We start from the raw sequence: 19,103 nt of genomic DNA on the forward strand, positions 1-19,103 counted from the left end.
ATTTTATGCTATTATAAGCAAAATTAGCAAGGTTGCTGTTTATTATTTATTGAATAGTATTTAAATACTAAATTATAAAATTTAGAGAGGAAATCTATGAACCTAATTTGGTCTTATTTGAAAAAGTATCCTAAGTGGCTGGTTTATGATTTGTTTGGTGCTGTTTTATTTGTCGTGGTCAATTTAGGCTTACCGACGGTTTTAGCGCGGATGATTGATTTAGCGATCAATCCTAAAGATAAGCAGGCACTTTATTTTTGGGCTGCCATCATGCTTCTGGTCGTACTTGCCGGAATTGTTGGGCGAATGACGTTGGCCTATGCAACCGGGAAGTTGTCCACTAATATGGTTAAGGATTTGCGTAAGGACATGTATGCCAAGCTTCAGGATTATTCCCATGAAGAGTATGAAAAAATTGGCGTATCTTCTTTGGTGACACGGATGACAACGGATGCCTTTGTCCTCATGCAGTTTTCTGAGCAAAGCTTACGGATTGGCGTTGTTACGCCCCTGATGATGAGCTTTTCGGTTGTTATGATTTTGCTGACCAGTCCTTCATTAGCTTGGGTTGTTGCAATTTTTATCCCTTTTTTGATTGCTACTATTGCTTATGTAGCTGCCAAGACTGGTCCGCTCTCGGAGAAACAGCAAAAGACTTTAGATAAGATAAATCAGTACGTCCGGGAAAATCTGACCGGTCTCAGGGTTATCCGTGCTTTCGCCCGCGAATCCTTCCAGGAGGAGCGCTTTGATAGCAAAAATAAAGATTATGCGGGCATTTCGACTCGGCTCTTTACCTTAACAGGACTGACAGAGCCTCTGTTTATCCAGATTATTGTAGCTATGATTGTCGCCATTGTCTGGTTTGCCTTGGAGCCCCTGAATAAGGGAAACTTACAGATCGGAGATCTGGTCGCTTTTATTGAGTACAGTTTCCATGCCCTCTTTTCTTTCTTGATTTTCGCGAATCTTTTTACTATGTATCCGCGTATGGTGGTTTCCAGCCACCGTATTCAAGAAGTGATGGCTATGGATTTGTCCATTTCTAAAAATCCAGATGGGGTGACTGAGACCCAAAGCCGAGGTTACTTAGAATTTGACAGTGTCACCTTTGCCTATCCTGGCGAGACAGAAAGTCCAGTTCTTCATAATATTTCCTTTAAAGCAGGTCCGGGTCAGACAACAGCTTTTATCGGATCGACTGGTTCTGGTAAGTCTTCATTGGTCAGTCTTATTCCGCGTTTTTACGATGTAACTTTGGGCAGGATCCTAGTGGATGGTGTCGATGTTAGAGACTATAATCTCAAGGCCCTGCGCCAGAAAGTCGGTTTTGTCCCGCAGAAAGCCCTGCTATTTACAGGCTCCATTGAGGAAAATCTCAAATACGGTAAGCAGGATGCCACAGTTGAGGACTTAGAAGAAGCTGCTAAAGTTGCCCAAGCCAAAGAATTTATTGACAGTCGTGAGGATGGTTACGATACTCATCTAGCTGAAGGGGGCAGCAATCTGTCCGGTGGGCAGAAACAACGCTTAGCCATTGCTCGAGCGGTCGTGAAAAAGCCGGATATTTATATTTTTGATGATTCCTTCTCAGCTCTTGATTACCGAACGGATGCTGAATTGCGTCGCCGTCTCAAAGAGGTTACGCAAGATGCCACTGTTCTCATTGTTGCCCAGCGGGTTGGAACTATTATGGATGCTGATCAAATTATTGTGTTGGATGAAGGCGAAATCGTTGGCCGCGGAACTCACGATGAGTTAATGGTTTCTAATGAAATTTACCGTGAAATTGCTGATTCTCAACTTAACAGCAGCAATCAGCTAGAAGAAGCATAGGAGGAAAAGATGCGTAAAAATGTATTTGTACGGCTCTGGTCCTATCTGAAGCATTATAGGGGAACACTCTATTTGGCGGTCTTTCTAAAGATTGTTGCTGCTCTTGCCAGTGTCTTAGAGCCTTTTGTTTTGGGCTTGATGGTGACAGAATTGACTGGGAGTCTGGTGTCAGGGAGCCCTATTAATGTTGGCCGCCTTGTAGTTTTACTTATCATCTATGCTGTCCGCGGTTTATTATCGGAGATTGGTAGTTACGGGTCCAACTATTTTATGACGCGGACAGTACAGCGTTCTATCCACGACTTGCGCTATGACCTTAGTCATAAAATCAATAAGATCCCAGTGTCTTATTTCGACCAGCATAAATTTGGGGACATGCTAGGCCGTTTCACTAATGATGTCGAAACTGTTTCTAATGCTCTGCAGCAATCTTTCTTGCAAGTTGTCAATGCCGTATTGACCTTAATTATGGTCATTGTTATGGTGCTTTATCTCAATCTTCAGTTGGCTGTGGTGGTAATCATCAGTATCCCTGTTACTTATCTATCTGCCAAATACCTGCTGAATAAATCCCAACCCTATTTTAAACGTCAAGCTGATGTACTGGGAGATATGAATGGTTTTGTTCAGGAAAATTTAACAGGGTTTAATGTCATTAAACTTTACGGCCGAGAAGAGGCTTCTGCTAAAGAATTTGACAGTATCCTCAACGAGTTGCAGGAGGTTGGTTTCAAGGCTAGCTTTATTTCAGGTATCATGATGCCCATTCTCAATGCCATCTCAGATTTTTCCTATTTGATTATTGCTATCTGGGGTGGATTTAAGGTGATTGCTGGAACTCTGACAATTGGTAACTTGCAGGCCTTTGTCCAATACCTTTGGCAGATTGGCCAACCCATTCAAACTTTGACTCAGCTGGCGGGTATGCTGCAGGCTGCCCGTTCATCATTGGAGCGAATTTTTGCTGTTTTAGATGAAGAAAATGAGGTAGCAGAGGTCAGCGAGCAGCTAGCTGGTGATTTGACCGGTCAAGTTTCTTTTAATCATGTTGAATTCCAGTATGAAGCTGGCACACCCCTGATAAAAGACTTTAATCTGGATGTCAAACCTGGTCAGATGATTGCTATCGTCGGACCGACTGGGGCAGGCAAAACAACCTTAATCAACCTGCTTATGCGCTTTTATGATGTGACCAAGGGCGCTATTACAGTAGATGGCCACGATATTCGCCATCTATCTCGGCAGGAGTATCGTCAACAGTTCGGTATGGTGCTCCAAGATGCTTGGCTTTATGAAGGAACCATCAAGGAAAACTTACGCTTTGCTAAGTTAGATGCGACAGATGAGGAAATTATCGCTGCAGCTAAGGCGGCTAATGTCGATCACTTTATTCGCACTCTACCGGGTGGCTACAATATGGAAATGAACCAAGAATCCAGCAATGTCTCTCTGGGGCAGAAGCAGCTCTTAACCATCGCTAGAGCTCTTTTGGCCGATCCAAAGATTCTGATTTTGGATGAGGCGACCTCCTCGGTTGATACCCGTTTAGAACTCTTGATTCAAAAAGCCATGAGTCGACTTATGGAGGGACGGACAAGCTTCGTCATTGCCCATCGCTTATCAACCATTCAAGAAGCAGATAAGATTCTGGTTCTCAAGGACGGTCAAATTATTGAGCAGGGCACTCATGATAGCCTCTTGGCTGATAAAGGCTTCTATCATGATCTTTATATGAGTCAATTCAGCCAGTCTTAAATCAGTGCTATCAATTCCTTCACTGCAGGCTAACCTCTTTTGCCCTTTTGAATGAAAGTATTTATGGGAGAAGCGTATCGAGAATGAAAAAAGCACGGAAAGTCTAGTTTAAACAAAGGAGTTAACAATGAATGGATTAGAAGATATGAGCTCAGAAGAACTTCGGCAGCTTTTTCCTATCTTTTTGGTAGCCCACAATGATGACTGGACAAATTGGTATGAAGAGGAGAAAAAGAGTATTTTGGACTTACTTGCGGCGGATAAATTTTCTGTCAGCGTTCATCATATTGGCAGCACCGCTATTCCCAAGATTTGGGCTAAAAATATTGTGGATATTTTACTGGAAGCTGATAACAGACAAAGTCTTCAAGAGATTAAGACCATCATGCTGGCTAACGGTTGGCTTTTTATGAGCAAGACTGAAACTCGCATATCGCTTAAGAAGGGTTACACAACAAGTGGTTTTGCTCCAAGAGTTTTTCATCTGCATCTGCGACTTTTGGGAGATTGTGATGAACTCTATTTTAGAGATTATCTGATTAAACATCCGGAAACGGCTAAAGCTTATGAAGAGTTGAAACTTTCTCTCTGGAAAAAATTCGAACACGATCGTGATAGTTATACGGAGGCTAAAGCAGACTTTATCAGGAAATATACGGAATTAGAAAAGCAAAAGGGGGATAAGAATAGGAAAATCCCATAATACAGCCTACTTTCCTCGGTTTGACAGACAGCCAAACAATTAAATCGTTAATCATTTGTCAATCCTGCATCGGCCATGATGCAGGATTTTTCATTATGGCTTGAAGCTAGTTTTTCTCTTTGAGAAAAACAAGAAGACCACCAGTTAAGCTGGTGGCTGATAAGACTTCTAGTTTCCATTTATTATGCTTATTATGCGATTGTCAGTTCGCTTTGCGGCTTTGGATGCCAAACAAATAAATCACTCGCAAATGTCTAGAAGAAAATGGCTATGATAAGAATGTAAGGAGGGGGAGAGAAGTGCATGATGATTTTGAAAGATAAAGGTCAAGAAGTCATACACCTTTCTGCTAGGCAAAGAAACTCTATGACTTATGAAGTTTTGGCACAGGAGCTGCAGGCCATTTCATTAGTGACTATTTATAGTATGAGTTTCGCATTATCGATCTTTTTTGAATTTTTATATTTTACAAAGCTGAGAATACCTTGTAGTTATGAAGCTAATATTTCTTATTATGATTAGCCAGATTAGATTTAGATATTAAAAGGGTGGATTGATTAAATTTTTGAAAATATTTTAGTGGTTGAAATTAAAAAGAGCTGTTCAAAAACATCCTAGCCTCCTAATATTTTACTGAACAAACAGATTGACGCAGTGGTTGATTGGAAGTCCTTATCCCTTGCTACACAAGTGATAGCGGCCATCCTAATCAACTGTGCGGAGGTGGGACGACGAAGTCAATTTCTTCGAAATCATGACTTCTGTCCCACTCTCTTTGCTGTTATTTAATCGTTTACAGGTTAGCGAATTCTAAAGTAGAGCGAGAGGAGGGCAATTCCAATCATAAAGAAGAAGAAAGCGACCATAATGCCAATAATACTGGCTGAAAACAGGGGGCTGCCCAGTAGAATAAGGCCAAATAGGATAGTAAGAACAGCCGAGGAGAGATTGATGGAGTATCTCGGATAGCCAGATCGACGCAGCTGGATGCCAGTGACTAGGCGCAGCAGTCCAGATAGCAAGACCCAGTAAGCAATGATGGTCATAAAGGCTTTAGTCAAGGAAAAGACAGAGCTGCTCAGAAGTAGAAAGCCAAAGACGACAGAAAGCAGACTTTGAACGAGCTGCCAGATACTGCGGTATTGGGGATTGTTCAAATATTCCAGAAAACTAGCAATTCCAGTCACAAAGATAACTAAGGCGATGATCCAGGCAATCGTTGCCACACTGGTTAGTGGATTCGCAAAGAGAAAGCCAGCGTACAGGATTGAAAACACCCCTCCGATTAAAGGAAACCATTTCATAAATATACCTCACTTCGATAATTATTTCTATTATAGTTTAGCAATAAAAGAAAAGCAAAGAGAACCTATCATTCTTAAAAAATAAGGACATAACAATAGTTCGAGACCATCGCTATGTCCTTTTCTCAGAAGATCTAGTAGTTTATACTCTTTGAAAGTCAAAATCATAAGCCTTCGAGTACACAGCCTAATGCATTCACGGCAAGTTTCTATGTTGTTACTCATTAGCGTGAATGTCATAATTGTTGAGCAACCAATCACCAACGCCCGGTGCGTCTGGGTTGTGAGCAGGTTGATTTTTATCAAGAGCGCGCAGTTCTTCTATTTCTTGGCTTGTCAATTCAAATTCGAAAATATCAAGATTCGATTTGATACGAGCTGGTTTAGTTGATTTTGGCAAGACAAGGATACCTTCTTGGTTCTCAAAGCGAAGGATAATTTGTCCGACATCTTTACCGTATTTTTCAGCCAGCTTTTTGATGACTGGATCAGACAGCAGCTCCTTATTCCCCTGACCAAGTGGTCCCCAAGCCTCAATGAGGACATTATCTTTAGCTAGAAGTTCTCGTAATTCTTTTTGTTGGGCATAGGGGTGCATTTCAACTTGGTTGACAGCAGGTCTAGTTTTAAACTGTGGCACATACTCTTTCCATAGTTTAGGTGTCATATTAGAGACACCGATAGATCTGATTTTGCCAGCAGCCTGAAAATCCTCCAAGGCACGCCAGCCACCTAAGACCTCTCCGTAAGGCTGATGAAGCAGGACCAAATCGATGTAGTCTAAATTAAGCTTTTCTAACGAAGTATTTAAGCCTTTGACGGCTAAATCATAGACGTAATCCTGCAGCCAGAGCTTAGTCGTCACGAAGATCTCTTCGCGCGGGATGCCAGAGTCCGCAATAGCCTGGCCAACTTCTTTTTCATTCATATAAGCCTGTGCGGTGTCGATGTGGCGATAGCCCACCGCGAGAGCTGCTTTGACTGCCGTATAAGTCGAGCCGTCCGCAGGGATGCGGAAGACCCCGAAACCAACTGCGGGGATAGTATTGCCGTCGTTAAGTGTAAATGTTTGTACCATGGTTTTTCTCCTTTTTTAACAAGATACAAAGCCGTTAAGCACTCCAAAGAAAAATAGGGAACCTGACAAAGAATTAATAAAATTCTAGGAAGGTGAGTCTTTTTTCACAGGAGTGTAGGCGCGTTCAATTAACAAGATATAAAGGGTGTCCGTGGATACAGCTAAAATAGGAAAAGCTATCTTTTTAGCTAAGTCCACAGCACATGTTCAATTCAATCAAGATACAGCCAGAGTTCCCTTATCTAAGTGCTCTGCGTTTGGTAACAAGTGCTAATTATCATAGTGAATTGCCTGCTTCTAGTTTTATTTTTTCCAAAATATAGCAAAAGCAAGCTAATAACATAAGCTATTGCTAAGCAAGTAATGTACGCTAATCGCGTATAATACCAAAGTTTGTATTGACAAATTTGCTTGGTTCCAGTGCGACTTCCTTTATAAAATCAGCGATAGCCAGCCGCGAAATATTGTTGGCATAAATGATATCACCTTTGGGAATTAAATCATAAGAGCGGTCGCTTGAATTATCAAGCCAACCTGGTCGTAAGATTGTGATGTCAAGGCCTGAGTTTTCCAGAATATCAGCAGCCTGTCGATAAGGTTTTAGAATTCTTGCAACTTGACCATTTTGGCCAGGCAATTCACCATAAATACCATAGGATGAGATGAAAATAATGCGCTTGGTCTGCGTTGCCTGCATGGCATTGACGATGGCTGTTACCATTCTTGGCAGATCGCCTGATAAAGCAACGAAAACAAGATCACTACCGATAAGAGCTTGTTCCAAGGCAGCTTTATCAAAGACACTGGCTGCGATTTTTGTTGTACGAGCGCTATCTGGCAATCGATTGGCTGACCGTGAAAACAAGGTCAGCTCCACCTCAGTCTCATTCAGTAAGATTTTTGTTGTGGCACGGCCGAGTGACCCTGTCGCGCCGATGATTGTTACTTTTGTCATTTAATATCCTCTTTCTATCCCATACGGCCATTCTTCATGGCAGCGATGACACCGCCGTCGATAAGAAGGTCTGTTCCTGTAATGAAGCTAGCCTCCTCGCTAAGTAAATAGGCACTCGCAGTTGCAACTTCAGCTGTTGTTCCAACACGTTTAGTGGCCGAATTATCAATCAAAGATTGATAATCAGTCGGATTTGCTTTCAGTTCGTGACGAGCCAAAGGTGTAATGATGATACCAGGACTGATACTATTGAGTCGAGCCCCACGTTCTGCCCAATTTAGACTTTCTGCCTGCACCCTCAGAATATTGCCCTGCTTGGAGATACCGTAGGCACCTCCAGGCATATCTTCTTGAATAAAATCCAATTTGCCTAAATCATCTGCTGGAGTTGTCATCAAGGCTTGACGTTGTTCAACTGTCACAAGGTCCGTAAACATGTGCCCAGCCATACTTGAAACGACAAGACCGGAACCGCCGGGTGCTATAATTTTTCCGAAAATTTCTAGAGCGATAGCTGTACCAACCAGATCCACCCGAAGGACGTCCGCAAAAGTCGCTTGATTTGGTGAAAGTCCCGCTGTATGGACGTAATAGTTGATATCGCCTAGTTGTTTTGCCTTATCAGCAAAGGATTGGATAGAGGCACGATCACCTGCGTCAACAATGACTGTTTCAACGATGAAGCCAGCATTCTCCAAATCTTCCTTGGCATTCTCAAGATTTGTTTGATTGATATCTCCTAAAATAAGTGTTTTGCTGGTTGCGATGCGGCGCACAATTTCGAGTCCGATGGCTCCTGCACCTAACAAGACTACAATATCCTTTGATTTTTTCATGTTTTTTCCTTCCTTATTCCTTATCCTATAGTTTTAATCAATTTTACACGGCTAGCCGGTAAATTTCTACTCCAGTCATTATCATACTTAGTAACTTAAGAGTGCTAGAGTAAAAAATCCTTTCTCAATAGGTGCTAGCCACTTGCTTGGTAATTTTCCACTGACCATTTACTTTTTCAAAATACATTTTGGTTTGCAAGCGCCAGATCGAAGGCCCTATGCCCCAAACCCGCGCTTTGACACGGCTTTGCCCGATGAGACTGGCGCTGTTTTCCCCGACAGTCACCTCCTTGATGGCATCCTCCTGCCAGGAGTAGTAGGCCATCTCCCCTGAAGCGATCTGGTCCAGCCATTCGCTCACCGGCTGATGATAACTTGTCATGTGAATCAATAAGGTATCTGGCTTCAGCAGTTTTTCAAGCGTGTCAATATCCTTGGTCATCATAGCTTGATTGATTTGGCGGTAAAGATTTTTCAAGATTTCATCATCTGTCACAAGCATTACCTCCTTTTGGTTGATGAATTCAGTATAAAACCTTATAATCAAATTATCCAATACTTATTTTCGATTATTTATAAAATTATTTTATAAGAAAAAGAAAGGAATTGAGCATGGGCTGTGCTAAAAAATAAGTATTTCTTGAACGTCAGTGTTCTCGATTAGCTTTTTGTTTTAGCTGTGTGTGCTTGAAGCCCTTGTATCTTAATTATGAATACCAAACAAATAACCTATCTGATTGAAACGGCTAAGACCCTGAATTTGAGCCGTGCCGCTGAAAATCTCTACATTTCTCAGCCATCCCTATCTTACCAAATCAAAGTTATTGAGGAAGAAGTTGGCTTTGCGATTTTTGACCGTATCGGGAAAAGCATCCGCTTGACGCCTGCAGGAGGGGACCTGATTGTGTCGTTGCAGCGCATTTCGCAGGAGCTGCAGTTTGCCATTGAGCAGGCACAAAATATGGGGGAGCGTTACAAGGATTCGATTAAAATTGGATTTTCAACCCGAACGTCCCTCTATTATCTGCCTGAGGCTATCAAAATCTTTGAAGAAAAACAACCATCGGTGCAGATTGTGCCAGAAATTCAGTCACCCGATGATTTCATCAGCTCTTTTATGCGCAGAGAGCTGGACATAATTTTGCTGCCGCGGGAGGAAGCTGAAAAGTTGACGGGTGTCGGTATCCATCCACTTTTTACAAGTCATATCTATCTCTTGTGTCAAAATTCGGATCCGCTTGCCCAGAAAGAAGTCATTACTGCTGATGACTTGGCCCATCGTACTTTGCTGGTAAACGGTGGATCATCGCCAAAACTTCGCCAGGTCCAGCAGCGCGTCTTATCAAGTGTGCCTATCCATTACTATAACAGTCCGACACATGATTTCACACTGATCCAAGTCGCAAGCGGTAAGGCCATCTGCCTCTCGCCAGGCTTTCTTAATGACTACTCAGGACAGTTTGCCTGGATACCATTTGACTGTCCAGAGCAGTTTGACTTTGTCTTAGTGACACATGAGGATAATCGCATCACTAGTATCAAGGTTCTGATTGATATCCTACAAAATTTATACGAGGGGACGAGAGATCGTTTTTAAGCATTTAAAACTCTGCTAAAACCTTTTGAAGATTTAATTCTCTGGTATCGGAGAAAGAAAGTAGTAAGAGGGCTATGTTATAAAATATCACATGAAATACGAAAAAAATAGAAAAAGATGCGAAAAATCCTTGACAAAATATTCAGAATATTTATATAATAAAGGACGTAATTATAATTACAAAAACGTCATATCGGAGGTAAGTGTAATGACAAGTGGACAAGAGTACGTTAACAGCGTCTTTTATAAGGTTAAGAAGCAAAATAGTCATGAACCAGAATTCCTACAAGCAGTGGAAGAAGTTTTCCAATCTTTGGTTCCTGTTTTTGATAAATATCCTAAGTATATCGAAGAAAATCTTTTAGAGCGTTTGGTTGAGCCAGAACGTATTGTGTCTTTCCGTGTCCCATGGGTTGATGACCAAGGAAAGGTTCAGGTAAACCGTGGTTTCCGCGTGCAGTTCTCATCTGCTATCGGGCCTTACAAAGGGGGACTTCGTTTCCACCCATCGGTAAACCAATCCATCATCAAATTCCTCGGATTTGAACAAATCTTTAAAAACTCACTAACTGGTCAGCCTATCGGAGGCGGTAAAGGTGGCTCTAACTTTGACCCTAAAGGCAAGTCTGACAATGAAATCATGCGTTTCTGCCAAAGCTTTATGACTGAGCTGAGCAAACATATTGGCGCAGACACCGATGTCCCCGCTGGTGATATCGGTGTTGGGGGACGTGAGATTGGCTACCTCTATGGTCAATACAAACGCCTTCGCAATGAATATACTGGTGTCCTGACTGGTAAAGGCCTACAGTGGGGTGGCTCACTGGCTCGTACGGAAGCAACTGGTTACGGTGCTGTCTACTTTGCAGAGCAAATGCTTAATGCGCGTGGTGAAAACTTTAACAACAAGACAGCTATTGTGTCTGGTTCAGGTAATGTTGCTATCTACGCAACTGAAAAATTGCAGAGCCTCGGTGCTAAGGTTGTAGCCGTATCTGATTCATCTGGTTATGTTTATGATCCAGATGGTATTGATGTTGACCTGCTCAAACAAGTAAAAGAAGTGGATCGTGCACGTATTACAGCTTATGCAGATGCTCGTCCAAATGCAAGTTTCACCCCAGCAGGTGGAGAAACCACGATCTGGTCTATTAATGCTGACCTTGCCTTCCCATGTGCTACCCAAAATGAATTGAGCGAAACTGACGCTGAAACCTTGGTTAAAAACGGAGTTATCGCCGTTTCTGAAGGGGCAAATATGCCATCAACGCTGGGTGCCATTGATGTCTTCCTTAAAAATGGCGTTTCATTTGGTCCAGCCAAGGCTGCCAATGCCGGTGGTGTAGCCGTATCAGCGCTCGAAATGGCTCAAAATAGCGGACGCACATCATGGACATTTGAAGAAGTTGACTCTAAACTCTATGATATCATGAAGGGTATCTATGAAAATTCAGCAGCGGCAGCTAAAGAATTTGATCAAGAGGGCAACCTTGTTGTTGGTGCCAATATCGCTGGTTTCCTTAAAGTTGCTGAGTCCATGTCAGCACAAGGTATTGTCTAGGCAATCCGATAGTTATTTTGCTATAAAACTCCAATAAATATTATAAAACAGATAAAACACTTCAGTTTCTTTCAGATGCTGAAGTGTTTTAGTTAATAGCCTATACGGTCTAGCATAAAGAAACCGTATAGGTTATTTTTGATAATGAAATTAGGAAATTATAATAAATTATTGGAATATGATAGAATGGGGATGAATTATGATTTTGAAATGGAGGAGAATTTATGAAATCTAAACGTTTTATTCTTAGGAAAGCTTTATTAGCTACACTGCCAGTTTATTTTATAGGATGCCCTCTGGTGACGCAGGCCGATGAACTAGAAAGCAGTGCCAGCACGGCAGTTCCGTCTGAGGCTGCCAAGGTGGCGGAAAGCACTCAAACTGATGCTGTCAATACTAACCAGACAGATAGTGTTGCCTCTGCTCCAGAATCGGCTACAGTAACTGTAGAAGAGGCAGATAGCACCTCAGTTCCTGCAGAAACTGAGGAAGCTTATAAAGAAGAGAGTGGGGCTGTCCAAGATAATGCTCAAACTGTCCAAACAGTTCCATCTTCTCTTGCTTCAGAGACTGAAACGGCAGAGCCAACAAAACTTACTTCTCAGTCAGTAATTATTCCGGCCTATCAGCGAGGAGATGATTTCTGGACGAGGATTGAAAATGTTGGCGGAGATCAGATTCCTTATGTTATTGTCAATCCTGCTGGCGGTCCAGGTCCCAAAATTGATGAGGCTTATCAGAAACACATTGCCAATAATATCAACAGGGGAATTAAAAATGTTGCCTATGTTCCAACCGGTTTCTTTAACCGCCCAAGTACGGATGTCTTAAACGATGTAGACCGTTATGCGGAATTTTATGGAGAAGATAATCTTGCAGGTATTTTCTTTGACGAGGCATCTTATGGTGGAAATGCTTCAGATGCTCCAAAGATGGCGGAATACTATCAATATGTTAAACAAAATTATCCTGACATGATTGTCATGGCCAATGCTGGCCGGTCTATCACTGACGAAATCGCTCCTTATGCTGATATCTGGCTGACAAGTGAAGTCAGTGCCGATACTTATATCAATAATTTTTACCAGCCGATTTCCCAGTTTGAGGCTGATCCTGCCAATGCTAATCGCATCTATCATGTGATTTATGCGGTTGACCCTTCGCAATATGATGATATTATTGCTCTATCCCGAGCTAGAAATGCTGGCTGGGTAATGATTACAGATGACGTAAAGAATAATCCGTATGACCGATTGCCAACAGATTTTGAAAACTTGGTTGCTCGTATTAACTCCGAAAACCAGACAGACAATCCTGTACCATCTGAATCTGATAAGCCAATCAATGAAAAATCAGAAATGGAAGATACAACCGAATCATTAGTAAATAATCTGCCGGCAGCTGATCTATCTGATCCGTCTTCTCGATCGGCTCAGAATTTAAATGCTTCTGAGAATTCTCAAGAAGAAACGGTTAAAAACGGACAAATGTTACCTGCTACTGGCAGCCGGAGGACAGTCGCCATAACAGTTATGGGATTGGGCTTGCTGCTGGCTGGATTCAGTCTGATGAGCCGTAGAAACAAGAATCGGTAATGTTAATAGAATGAAAGAGTCTGGAACAAAGGCTGTTCCAAACTCTTTTTTGTTTATTTTATATTGACAAGTCGCAGTAACTGAAATAGTCTCTGACACACCGATAAATCAGGTTTTTAAAGTCCCGCTTACCTATATATGATGCAGAAGTGTCTTTTTCAGATCAAGTGTTCAGTAAGAAAAAAGGGGAGAAAAATCGAACTTTTCAAAAGTTCGGAATTTTCCTCTAACTTTTGGTATGCAGGGGGATAAATAAATGTTTATGATCTGCGATTCATTTCACGTTAAAAGGCTAATGAAACTATTGCCGTTTTTTCTTTAGCTGCATGTTAGAGCATTTTCTTGCATCTCAGCTCTAAAAGGCTTTCACAAGAGGAGGGATTTGTTATAATAGTCGCTAAGGAGGCGATCCTGTGAAATTGAAGTTAGAAGAAATTTCTGATGGTGAAGAAGAAGTGGTTATTCGCTATCGAAAATACAGTGCCAAGGTAGAAGCTATCAGCCGTCTGGTTAATCAAGACAGCGATAAGATTTTAGCGCGCAATGACAGCGGAGACCGCTATTTGGCTTTGGACGATATTTTGTACTTTGAGAGTATTGATGGCAAAACCTTTCTTTATACTGCTCAATCAGTTTATCAGGTTGCGCCGAGTCTGAAAAACTTGACTGCCGCTTATGCTCACTGCGGCTTCTTTCGCTCTGCTAAAGCTATGGTGCTCAATATGTACCACATTGAAAGCTTTAAAAGCCAGTCTTTTGGCCGGATCGAAGCCACTCTGGACAATGGTGAACGTGTCCTTATCTCACGTAAATACGCCAATAAACTCAGACAGGTCTTGCAGGAGGGAATTAAAGATGAAGACTAAATGGTGGGAACGTTTCTTAAGTCAGGAAATTGCCAATGAATATAAGACAGCCATCTATTGCTTTTGTGTTTATTTTTTCTATGCTGTTTATCAGCTTTTTCAGGGAAGAACAACAGCCAATATCTATTATTTAATCGAAATGGTTATCGCAGCCTATGTTATCACTCAGATTCAGGTTTTTCTGTTTAAAAACTTTGATGAAGCTGATAGGTTAGCAGGGAGGGAACTGTTAGGCTTAATCGTTTGTTCCTGCCTTTATGGCCTTGTCGGGCAATGGCTGAGCTGGTTTGATGGCAATCTCCTAGCAGCTGCTTGCTTTGTCCTCTATGTGATGCTGGAATACTTGACTATTTTTATTGCCAATAAAATCAAGCGCCGTATTGATAGCAAGAACCTTAATCAGCTTTTGGATACTTACAAACAAGGAAAGGAAAACTAGCATGACTGAAACGGTAATTGATATCCAATATCTGAAAAAATACTATGGTAGGCATATGGGTGCAGAAGATGTGACCTTGTCTGTTAAAAAGGGAGAAATCTTCGGTTTTTTAGGTTCCAATGGTGCTGGAAAGTCAACGACTATTCGCTGTCTGCTGGGATTGATCCAAGCAAGCAGCGGTCAGATGACACTTTTTGGAAATCGTTATGGTTCGTTGACGGAAAATCTCAAACATATCGGCTACATGCCATCGGAAGCCATGTTTTACCCTAATATGAAAGTCAAAGATGTCATTGCTTTTGCGGCTAAATCCAGAAAAAAAGACTGTTCGCAAGAGGCGGACAGGCTCTGCCGGCTTTTAGAGGTGCCGCTGGAGAAGAAAATCGAGGATCTGTCTCTGGGCAATCGTAAAAAAGTCGGGATTGTCTGTGCTCTGCAGCATCAGCCAGAACTGCTTATCTTAGATGAGCCGACCTCAGGCCTTGATCCGCTCATGCAGGAGCGTTTCTTTAGCTTGGTTAAAGAGGCCTGTGCAGCGGGCAGTACGTGTTTTCTGTCTTCCCATGTCCTGTCTGACATCAAAAATTACTGCAGCCGCGCAGCTATTATCAAAGATGGAAAGATCCTTAAAATTGATACAATCGAAAACCTGACACACAGTCAGTCCAAGCGCGTGACGGTTTGGAAGGATAATAAGCAAGAATCCTTTACGTTTACAGGTTCTAGCAGCGACTTGCTGGCTCGTCTAACAGACATGCAGACAGATGATTTCCTAGTTGAAGAACCGCCGCTGGAAGACCTCTTTTTGCAGTATTATGAGGAGGCAGATAAATGATTTTATTAAAGCATGAATTAAAACTGACGGTCAAAAGTCTGCTCATTTGGTCCTTGGCAGTAGGAGTGGTTTGCTGGGGCTGCATTATCTTATACAAAAGTGTGGAGGATCAGCTGGCAGCTACAGCAGCTCTTTATGCTAATATGGGAGATATGACCAAAGCTTTGGGGATGGATAAGGTTAGTATCGCTACTTTAGACGGCTATTTTGCAACTGAAATTGTTATGATGTTCGGACTTGGAGCAGGGATGTTTGCGGCTATGATGGGAGCAAGCAGCCTCTCCAAGGAAGAAGAAGGGCATACGAGTGAATTTCTCTATACCCTTCCTTTTAGACGCCTGAATATCCTAATGTGGAAGTTTATCAGTCTGATTCTTATGCTGCTGATATTTAATCTGATCGTTATAGGACTGGAAGCATTTGGTATCTGGCAGATTGATTTGGACTTTTCTTATGATCTCTTTCTCAGGTATCATGCCTTAGCCTTTTTGCTGCAGATCGAAATTGCCAGTCTGGCTTTCTTGGTTTCTGCTTTCAGCCGTAAAAAACAAATTGGTCTCTCACTCGGGTTGGTTTTGCTGCTCTATGTTATGGATATGATGAGCCGTATTGTGCCGGATATCGAATTTCTCAAATACCTGACACCCTACTATTTTGCGAGCGGAGCAGATGTCTTCAGTCAGGTCAAATTACAGCCGGCCTATTTAGCTCTTGCTGGAGCTGTCATTGCAATTAGCTTGATCGTCAGCACAACTTATTACCAAAGGAAAGATCTGAGTGTTTAGATCGCATGCAGGATTTTGATTTAGCCCAGACCAGCGATAAAATTTCGAAAATGATAATAGAAATAGGCTTTTTCTTGTATTATAAGAAGAATCTAATTTATCCGCTTGAAAATCTAGTTTTACCTATCACAAAAAAGCATGACATTTTCCCTTCGTTTGAGGAATGGGATGTCATTCTTTTTTCATTTCATAGAAAAATTCTTAAGCTAGAGCTAGTTTTCTTCCTTTTTCTTTCCCGTAAAGAAGACTGTAAATGTTATGATCAGACCGACTAGGCTAAGGGCAGTCGCTGATTTCTCCTCGGTTCCCGTTTCCGGCAAGGAATTAGCCTCAGTTCGATTAACTTGTTTCGCTTGAGCAGCGGTTGACTGATTTCCTGTCTTGTCAGCGGGAGGTGTGAGGATAAAGCTAGCACTTGGTAGAACTTGAGTTTTTTGCTCGGTTCTTGCTTCAGACTGGCTTTCTTTAATCCGTTGGTCGCTGATAAGAGCTTGACCGACTGGTTGACCTTGACGATTGACATAGGTCTCTATAGTCAGCAGATGACGACCATCAGGTCGGTCTTGATAGGTATGGGCCGTTTGAACGGTGACATAGGTCTTGTGGTTCATCTCCGGTATATCAACCGTTTTACCGGCGGCCTCTTGATCTTTGATGTATTGAACAAAGGTTTCGGTATCAGGATCAATCGCACCGATCAGGGGAGCATTGCGCAACACAGAGAAGCCATCCCCACCGCCATAGAGGAAGTCGTTGATGACCACCTTGTAGGCCTGACTCGGATCGATTTCGCTGCCGTCATCCTTATAAGCTTTGACCACTTTATAAGGTGTTTCCTTGCCCCCGGCAGGATTATCGGTATAGAGATAGTGAAGTCCAGCCATTTGTAAGAAATAGCGTTGTTGCTCGTCATATTGTTGGTCAAGGGAGTCATAAATTTGTTGGCCTGTCAGCTGAACAACCTGTAAGACATTACCAAATGGTTGAACAGCCTGAGCAGCTCCCCAAGTGATAGATTTGTCAGGATTAACAATCAAATCTGAACGAACACCACCATTATTCGTTAAAGCGAAATCAACATCAGGATAGGTTTTGCGAGCAATGGCCAATTGTCCTTGAGTAACCAAATCACCAACAGCTGTTTCCTTATCTTGGTTGGTCTCCCGAGTGATAGCTTGAGGAAGGGTAGCAGTACCGATTTTAGCCTGTGTGACAGCTTTTACCCGCCTGCTGGCATCGTCAACAATAGCTTGAAGGTCAGGACTACCGGCCTTACCTGGTGCTACAGGGATAATTTGAGCGCTTGGGATATCAGTAAAATCACCTGTATCGGTATCTAAGACGCCGCGGACATCTTCAAAAGCCTTACCTTGGGAAGTGGCCTGAACGACACGTGTTCTGCCAACCACCCCATTGGCGTACTTGTGACTGTGACCGGCAAAGAAAATATCGACACTATTGTCTGGATAAATTTGGTTGAGCTTATTAAGGATCGGCACAGCATCACCTTCGAGTTCACCCGCATCATTGTCAGCAGCGACGTGAGCCAGAACACCAATAGCATGGACGCCTTGGTCATTTAATTCCTTGGCATATTTGGCAATGGTTTCAGCCTCATCTAGGAAAGTGTAGCCTTCGAGATTTTTCCTCAAGACGAGATTGGGAATTTCAGTCGTAACAATACCGATATAGCCCATCTTGACTTCTTTACCATTGATAGGAATGGTCTTAATAGCATAGGGCTGCCAGCCAAAGGGAATTTGATTTGTCTGTTGGTCAATGATGTTAGCGACTAGGATCTGCTGTTTTGCGGCTTCTTGCTGACCGTCAGCTGAATATTGGTCAACAATTGGATCGAATTGACCCGGTTCAGGTGCTTGTCCCTGAAGGATTCGGTTGTACTCAGCCAAACCTTCATCAAATTCGTGATTGCCAATGGTTCCGAATTGGACATCCATCTGGTTAAAAGCTTTAACAGTTGGTTCATCCTGCAGAAGACCTGAATTGGCAGGACTGGCTCCAACCATATCACCAGCTTGTACTCGAGTCGTGTCACCCTGTGGATGCTCAGCTTGGAATTGTGCCTGGGCATCATCCATATAAGCATCAAGCTGGGCGACCCCGCCAGCATCCCTGACAGGCCCATCTGGCATAGAAGCCGTCCCCGTCGTATCCAAGGCACCGTGAAAGTCATTGACTCCGAGAACTTGGACATCTACTTGATCGGCTGAAACCTCAGCAGCTAGAAGGCTCAAGCTAGCTGCGATGGCTAAAATACTACTTTTTAGTAATATACGTTTTTTCATAAATACCTCCGAATAGTTTACTTTTTCTACATAAGTTTACAACTAAATAACGAATTATTCAATATATTTTTTATCGATTGTTTATATATAAACGAACAATTATCTTTTTAAGCATTAGCCAAAAGTTTCCATGAGAACTTATTGCTTGACTTTAAAGTACAGGGCGAGTAGAATGATTCTCACGAGAACTAAAATGTTTTCAGGAAATGTGAGGTGTTTTCATGAAAGATCCTTTTGATACTTTCAGAAACTTCATCAATACTATGGAAGCTGCTATTCAGGAATTGGCCAAGGCACGAGGGGTCGAACACTTGGCTGGCCCTCAGGGCTTCACTGTTTCTTATCTTTACGAAAATCGTCATGACGAAATTTTCATCAAGGATATTGAGGAGAAGCTGGATATTTCCAAGTCTGTCACTAGTAATCTCATCAAGCGCATGGAAAAGAATGGATTTATTCTGGTTAAGCCTTCCTTGAGAGATAAGCGCTGTAAGCAGATTGTCTTGACGGATTGGGGGAGTGAAAAAGCCCAAGAACTAGCTATCTTTCGTCAGGAAATTCATAACAAGCTTCTCAAAGGGATTGATGAACAAGATTTGGAAGTTACCCATAAAGTTTTTAAACAGCTTAAAATTAATTTAGAAAAATAGGA

General features: G+C 42.2%; 18 protein-coding genes. 12 read left to right on the plus strand and 6 right to left on the minus strand.

The window, feature by feature from the left end:
• Positions 1-96 precede the first annotated feature (96 nt).
• The 4 genes from ACVR1G_RS00570 to ACVR1G_RS00585 all read left to right on the plus strand — a co-directional run bounded on the left by ACVR1G_RS00570 (position 97) and on the right by ACVR1G_RS00585 (position 4,816).
• Positions 97-1,836 carry an ABC transporter ATP-binding protein gene (locus ACVR1G_RS00570; RefSeq protein ID WP_447451281.1) on the plus strand — a complete coding sequence of 580 codons (1,740 nt, stop codon included), beginning with the start codon at positions 97-99 and terminating at the stop codon, positions 1,834-1,836.
• A 9-nt stretch (positions 1,837-1,845) separates the two neighbouring features.
• Positions 1,846-3,591, plus strand: a complete 1,746-nt coding sequence (locus tag ACVR1G_RS00575) for an ABC transporter ATP-binding protein (protein ID WP_447451282.1) — start codon at positions 1,846-1,848, stop codon at positions 3,589-3,591.
• Positions 3,592-3,718: 127 nt separating this feature from the next.
• Positions 3,719-4,294, plus strand: coding sequence for a GrpB family protein (locus tag ACVR1G_RS00580; RefSeq protein WP_447451283.1), 576 nt, complete (start codon positions 3,719-3,721; stop codon positions 4,292-4,294).
• A 303-nt stretch (positions 4,295-4,597) separates the two neighbouring features.
• Positions 4,598-4,816 (plus strand): hypothetical protein, encoded by a 219-nt coding sequence (locus ACVR1G_RS00585; protein WP_447451284.1) that lies wholly within the window; start codon positions 4,598-4,600, stop codon positions 4,814-4,816.
• A 278-nt stretch (positions 4,817-5,094) separates the two neighbouring features.
• Here ACVR1G_RS00585 and ACVR1G_RS00590 read toward each other — a convergent pair whose 3' ends face one another.
• The 5 genes from ACVR1G_RS00590 to ACVR1G_RS00610 all read right to left on the minus strand — a co-directional run bounded on the left by ACVR1G_RS00590 (position 5,095) and on the right by ACVR1G_RS00610 (position 8,969).
• A complete protein-coding gene (locus ACVR1G_RS00590) occupies positions 5,095-5,598 on the minus strand; it encodes an HdeD family acid-resistance protein (protein WP_447451285.1) in 504 nt (167 codons plus the stop codon).
• Positions 5,599-5,815: 217 nt separating this feature from the next.
• Entirely contained in the window at positions 5,816-6,676 is an 861-nt protein-coding gene (locus ACVR1G_RS00595) for an aldo/keto reductase (protein ID WP_447451286.1), read from the minus strand.
• Between the two features lie 370 nt (positions 6,677-7,046).
• Positions 7,047-7,631, minus strand: a complete 585-nt coding sequence (locus tag ACVR1G_RS00600) for an NAD(P)H-binding protein (protein ID WP_447451287.1) — start codon at positions 7,629-7,631, stop codon at positions 7,047-7,049.
• Positions 7,632-7,645: 14 nt separating this feature from the next.
• Positions 7,646-8,467, minus strand: a complete 822-nt coding sequence (locus ACVR1G_RS00605; protein ID WP_447451288.1) for an SDR family oxidoreductase — start codon at positions 8,465-8,467, stop codon at positions 7,646-7,648.
• A 124-nt stretch (positions 8,468-8,591) separates the two neighbouring features.
• Positions 8,592-8,969: a nuclear transport factor 2 family protein gene (locus ACVR1G_RS00610; RefSeq protein ID WP_447451289.1), complete on the minus strand. Its 378-nt coding sequence runs from the start codon at positions 8,967-8,969 to the stop codon at positions 8,592-8,594.
• A 207-nt stretch (positions 8,970-9,176) separates the two neighbouring features.
• Here ACVR1G_RS00610 and ACVR1G_RS00615 point away from each other — a divergent pair, with 207 nt between their 5' ends.
• The 7 genes from ACVR1G_RS00615 to ACVR1G_RS00645 all read left to right on the plus strand — a co-directional run bounded on the left by ACVR1G_RS00615 (position 9,177) and on the right by ACVR1G_RS00645 (position 16,145).
• A complete protein-coding gene (locus ACVR1G_RS00615) occupies positions 9,177-10,064 on the plus strand; it encodes a LysR family transcriptional regulator (protein WP_447451290.1) in 888 nt (295 codons plus the stop codon).
• Between the two features lie 208 nt (positions 10,065-10,272).
• The gene (gdhA, locus tag ACVR1G_RS00620; protein WP_447451291.1) at positions 10,273-11,625 is read left to right on the plus strand and encodes an NADP-specific glutamate dehydrogenase; all 1,353 of its coding nucleotides are present in this window, start codon (positions 10,273-10,275) and stop codon (positions 11,623-11,625) included.
• A 224-nt stretch (positions 11,626-11,849) separates the two neighbouring features.
• Positions 11,850-13,220, plus strand: a complete 1,371-nt coding sequence (locus ACVR1G_RS00625) for a spherulation-specific family 4 protein (protein WP_447451292.1) — start codon at positions 11,850-11,852, stop codon at positions 13,218-13,220.
• 413 nt (positions 13,221-13,633) lie between these two features.
• Positions 13,634-14,086, plus strand: a complete 453-nt coding sequence (locus ACVR1G_RS00630; protein WP_447451293.1) for a LytTR family DNA-binding domain-containing protein — start codon at positions 13,634-13,636, stop codon at positions 14,084-14,086.
• Positions 14,076-14,525: a DUF3021 domain-containing protein gene (locus ACVR1G_RS00635; RefSeq protein ID WP_447451294.1), complete on the plus strand. Its 450-nt coding sequence runs from the start codon at positions 14,076-14,078 to the stop codon at positions 14,523-14,525. The genes ACVR1G_RS00630 and ACVR1G_RS00635 overlap by 11 nt, the downstream gene beginning before the upstream one ends.
• 1 nt (position 14,526) lies before the next feature.
• Complete coding sequence (locus tag ACVR1G_RS00640; RefSeq protein ID WP_447451295.1) at positions 14,527-15,360, plus strand: ABC transporter ATP-binding protein; 834 nt, start codon at positions 14,527-14,529, stop codon at positions 15,358-15,360.
• Positions 15,357-16,145 (plus strand): ABC transporter permease subunit, encoded by a 789-nt coding sequence (locus ACVR1G_RS00645; RefSeq protein WP_447451296.1) that lies wholly within the window; start codon positions 15,357-15,359, stop codon positions 16,143-16,145. The genes ACVR1G_RS00640 and ACVR1G_RS00645 overlap by 4 nt, the downstream gene beginning before the upstream one ends.
• A 212-nt stretch (positions 16,146-16,357) precedes the next feature.
• On the opposite strand, the gene ACVR1G_RS00650 is transcribed toward ACVR1G_RS00645, so the two are convergent.
• Complete coding sequence (locus tag ACVR1G_RS00650; protein WP_447451297.1) at positions 16,358-18,451, minus strand: surface-anchored 5'-nucleotidase; 2,094 nt, start codon at positions 18,449-18,451, stop codon at positions 16,358-16,360.
• A gap of 221 nt (positions 18,452-18,672) precedes the next feature.
• Between ACVR1G_RS00650 and ACVR1G_RS00655 the strand changes: the two genes are divergently transcribed.
• Positions 18,673-19,101 carry a MarR family winged helix-turn-helix transcriptional regulator gene (locus ACVR1G_RS00655; RefSeq protein ID WP_447451298.1) on the plus strand — a complete coding sequence of 143 codons (429 nt, stop codon included), beginning with the start codon at positions 18,673-18,675 and terminating at the stop codon, positions 19,099-19,101.
• Positions 19,102-19,103: the final 2 nt, after the last annotated feature.

It is taken from the genome of Streptococcus dentasini (assembly GCF_053206945.1).

Excerpts from the sequence above, each read along its gene's own strand:
- ACVR1G_RS00570 (WP_447451281.1), top strand. The coding sequence starts at position 97 with ATGAACCTAATTTGGTCTTATTTGAAAAAGTATCCTAAGTGGCTGGTT.
- ACVR1G_RS00575 (WP_447451282.1), top strand. The coding sequence starts at position 1,846 with ATGCGTAAAAATGTATTTGTACGGCTCTGGTCCTATCTGAAGCATTAT.
- ACVR1G_RS00580 (WP_447451283.1), top strand. The coding sequence starts at position 3,719 with ATGAATGGATTAGAAGATATGAGCTCAGAAGAACTTCGGCAGCTTTTT.
- ACVR1G_RS00585 (WP_447451284.1), top strand. The coding sequence starts at position 4,598 with ATGATGATTTTGAAAGATAAAGGTCAAGAAGTCATACACCTTTCTGCT.
- ACVR1G_RS00590 (WP_447451285.1), bottom strand. The coding sequence starts at position 5,598 with ATGAAATGGTTTCCTTTAATCGGAGGGGTGTTTTCAATCCTGTACGCT.
- ACVR1G_RS00595 (WP_447451286.1), bottom strand. The coding sequence starts at position 6,676 with ATGGTACAAACATTTACACTTAACGACGGCAATACTATCCCCGCAGTT.
- ACVR1G_RS00600 (WP_447451287.1), bottom strand. The coding sequence starts at position 7,631 with ATGACAAAAGTAACAATCATCGGCGCGACAGGGTCACTCGGCCGTGCC.
- ACVR1G_RS00605 (WP_447451288.1), bottom strand. The coding sequence starts at position 8,467 with ATGAAAAAATCAAAGGATATTGTAGTCTTGTTAGGTGCAGGAGCCATC.
- ACVR1G_RS00610 (WP_447451289.1), bottom strand. The coding sequence starts at position 8,969 with ATGCTTGTGACAGATGATGAAATCTTGAAAAATCTTTACCGCCAAATC.
- ACVR1G_RS00615 (WP_447451290.1), top strand. The coding sequence starts at position 9,177 with ATGAATACCAAACAAATAACCTATCTGATTGAAACGGCTAAGACCCTG.
- gdhA (WP_447451291.1), top strand. The coding sequence starts at position 10,273 with ATGACAAGTGGACAAGAGTACGTTAACAGCGTCTTTTATAAGGTTAAG.
- ACVR1G_RS00625 (WP_447451292.1), top strand. The coding sequence starts at position 11,850 with ATGAAATCTAAACGTTTTATTCTTAGGAAAGCTTTATTAGCTACACTG.
- ACVR1G_RS00635 (WP_447451294.1), top strand. The coding sequence starts at position 14,076 with ATGAAGACTAAATGGTGGGAACGTTTCTTAAGTCAGGAAATTGCCAAT.
- ACVR1G_RS00640 (WP_447451295.1), top strand. The coding sequence starts at position 14,527 with ATGACTGAAACGGTAATTGATATCCAATATCTGAAAAAATACTATGGT.
- ACVR1G_RS00645 (WP_447451296.1), top strand. The coding sequence starts at position 15,357 with ATGATTTTATTAAAGCATGAATTAAAACTGACGGTCAAAAGTCTGCTC.
- ACVR1G_RS00650 (WP_447451297.1), bottom strand. The coding sequence starts at position 18,451 with ATGAAAAAACGTATATTACTAAAAAGTAGTATTTTAGCCATCGCAGCT.
- ACVR1G_RS00655 (WP_447451298.1), top strand. The coding sequence starts at position 18,673 with ATGAAAGATCCTTTTGATACTTTCAGAAACTTCATCAATACTATGGAA.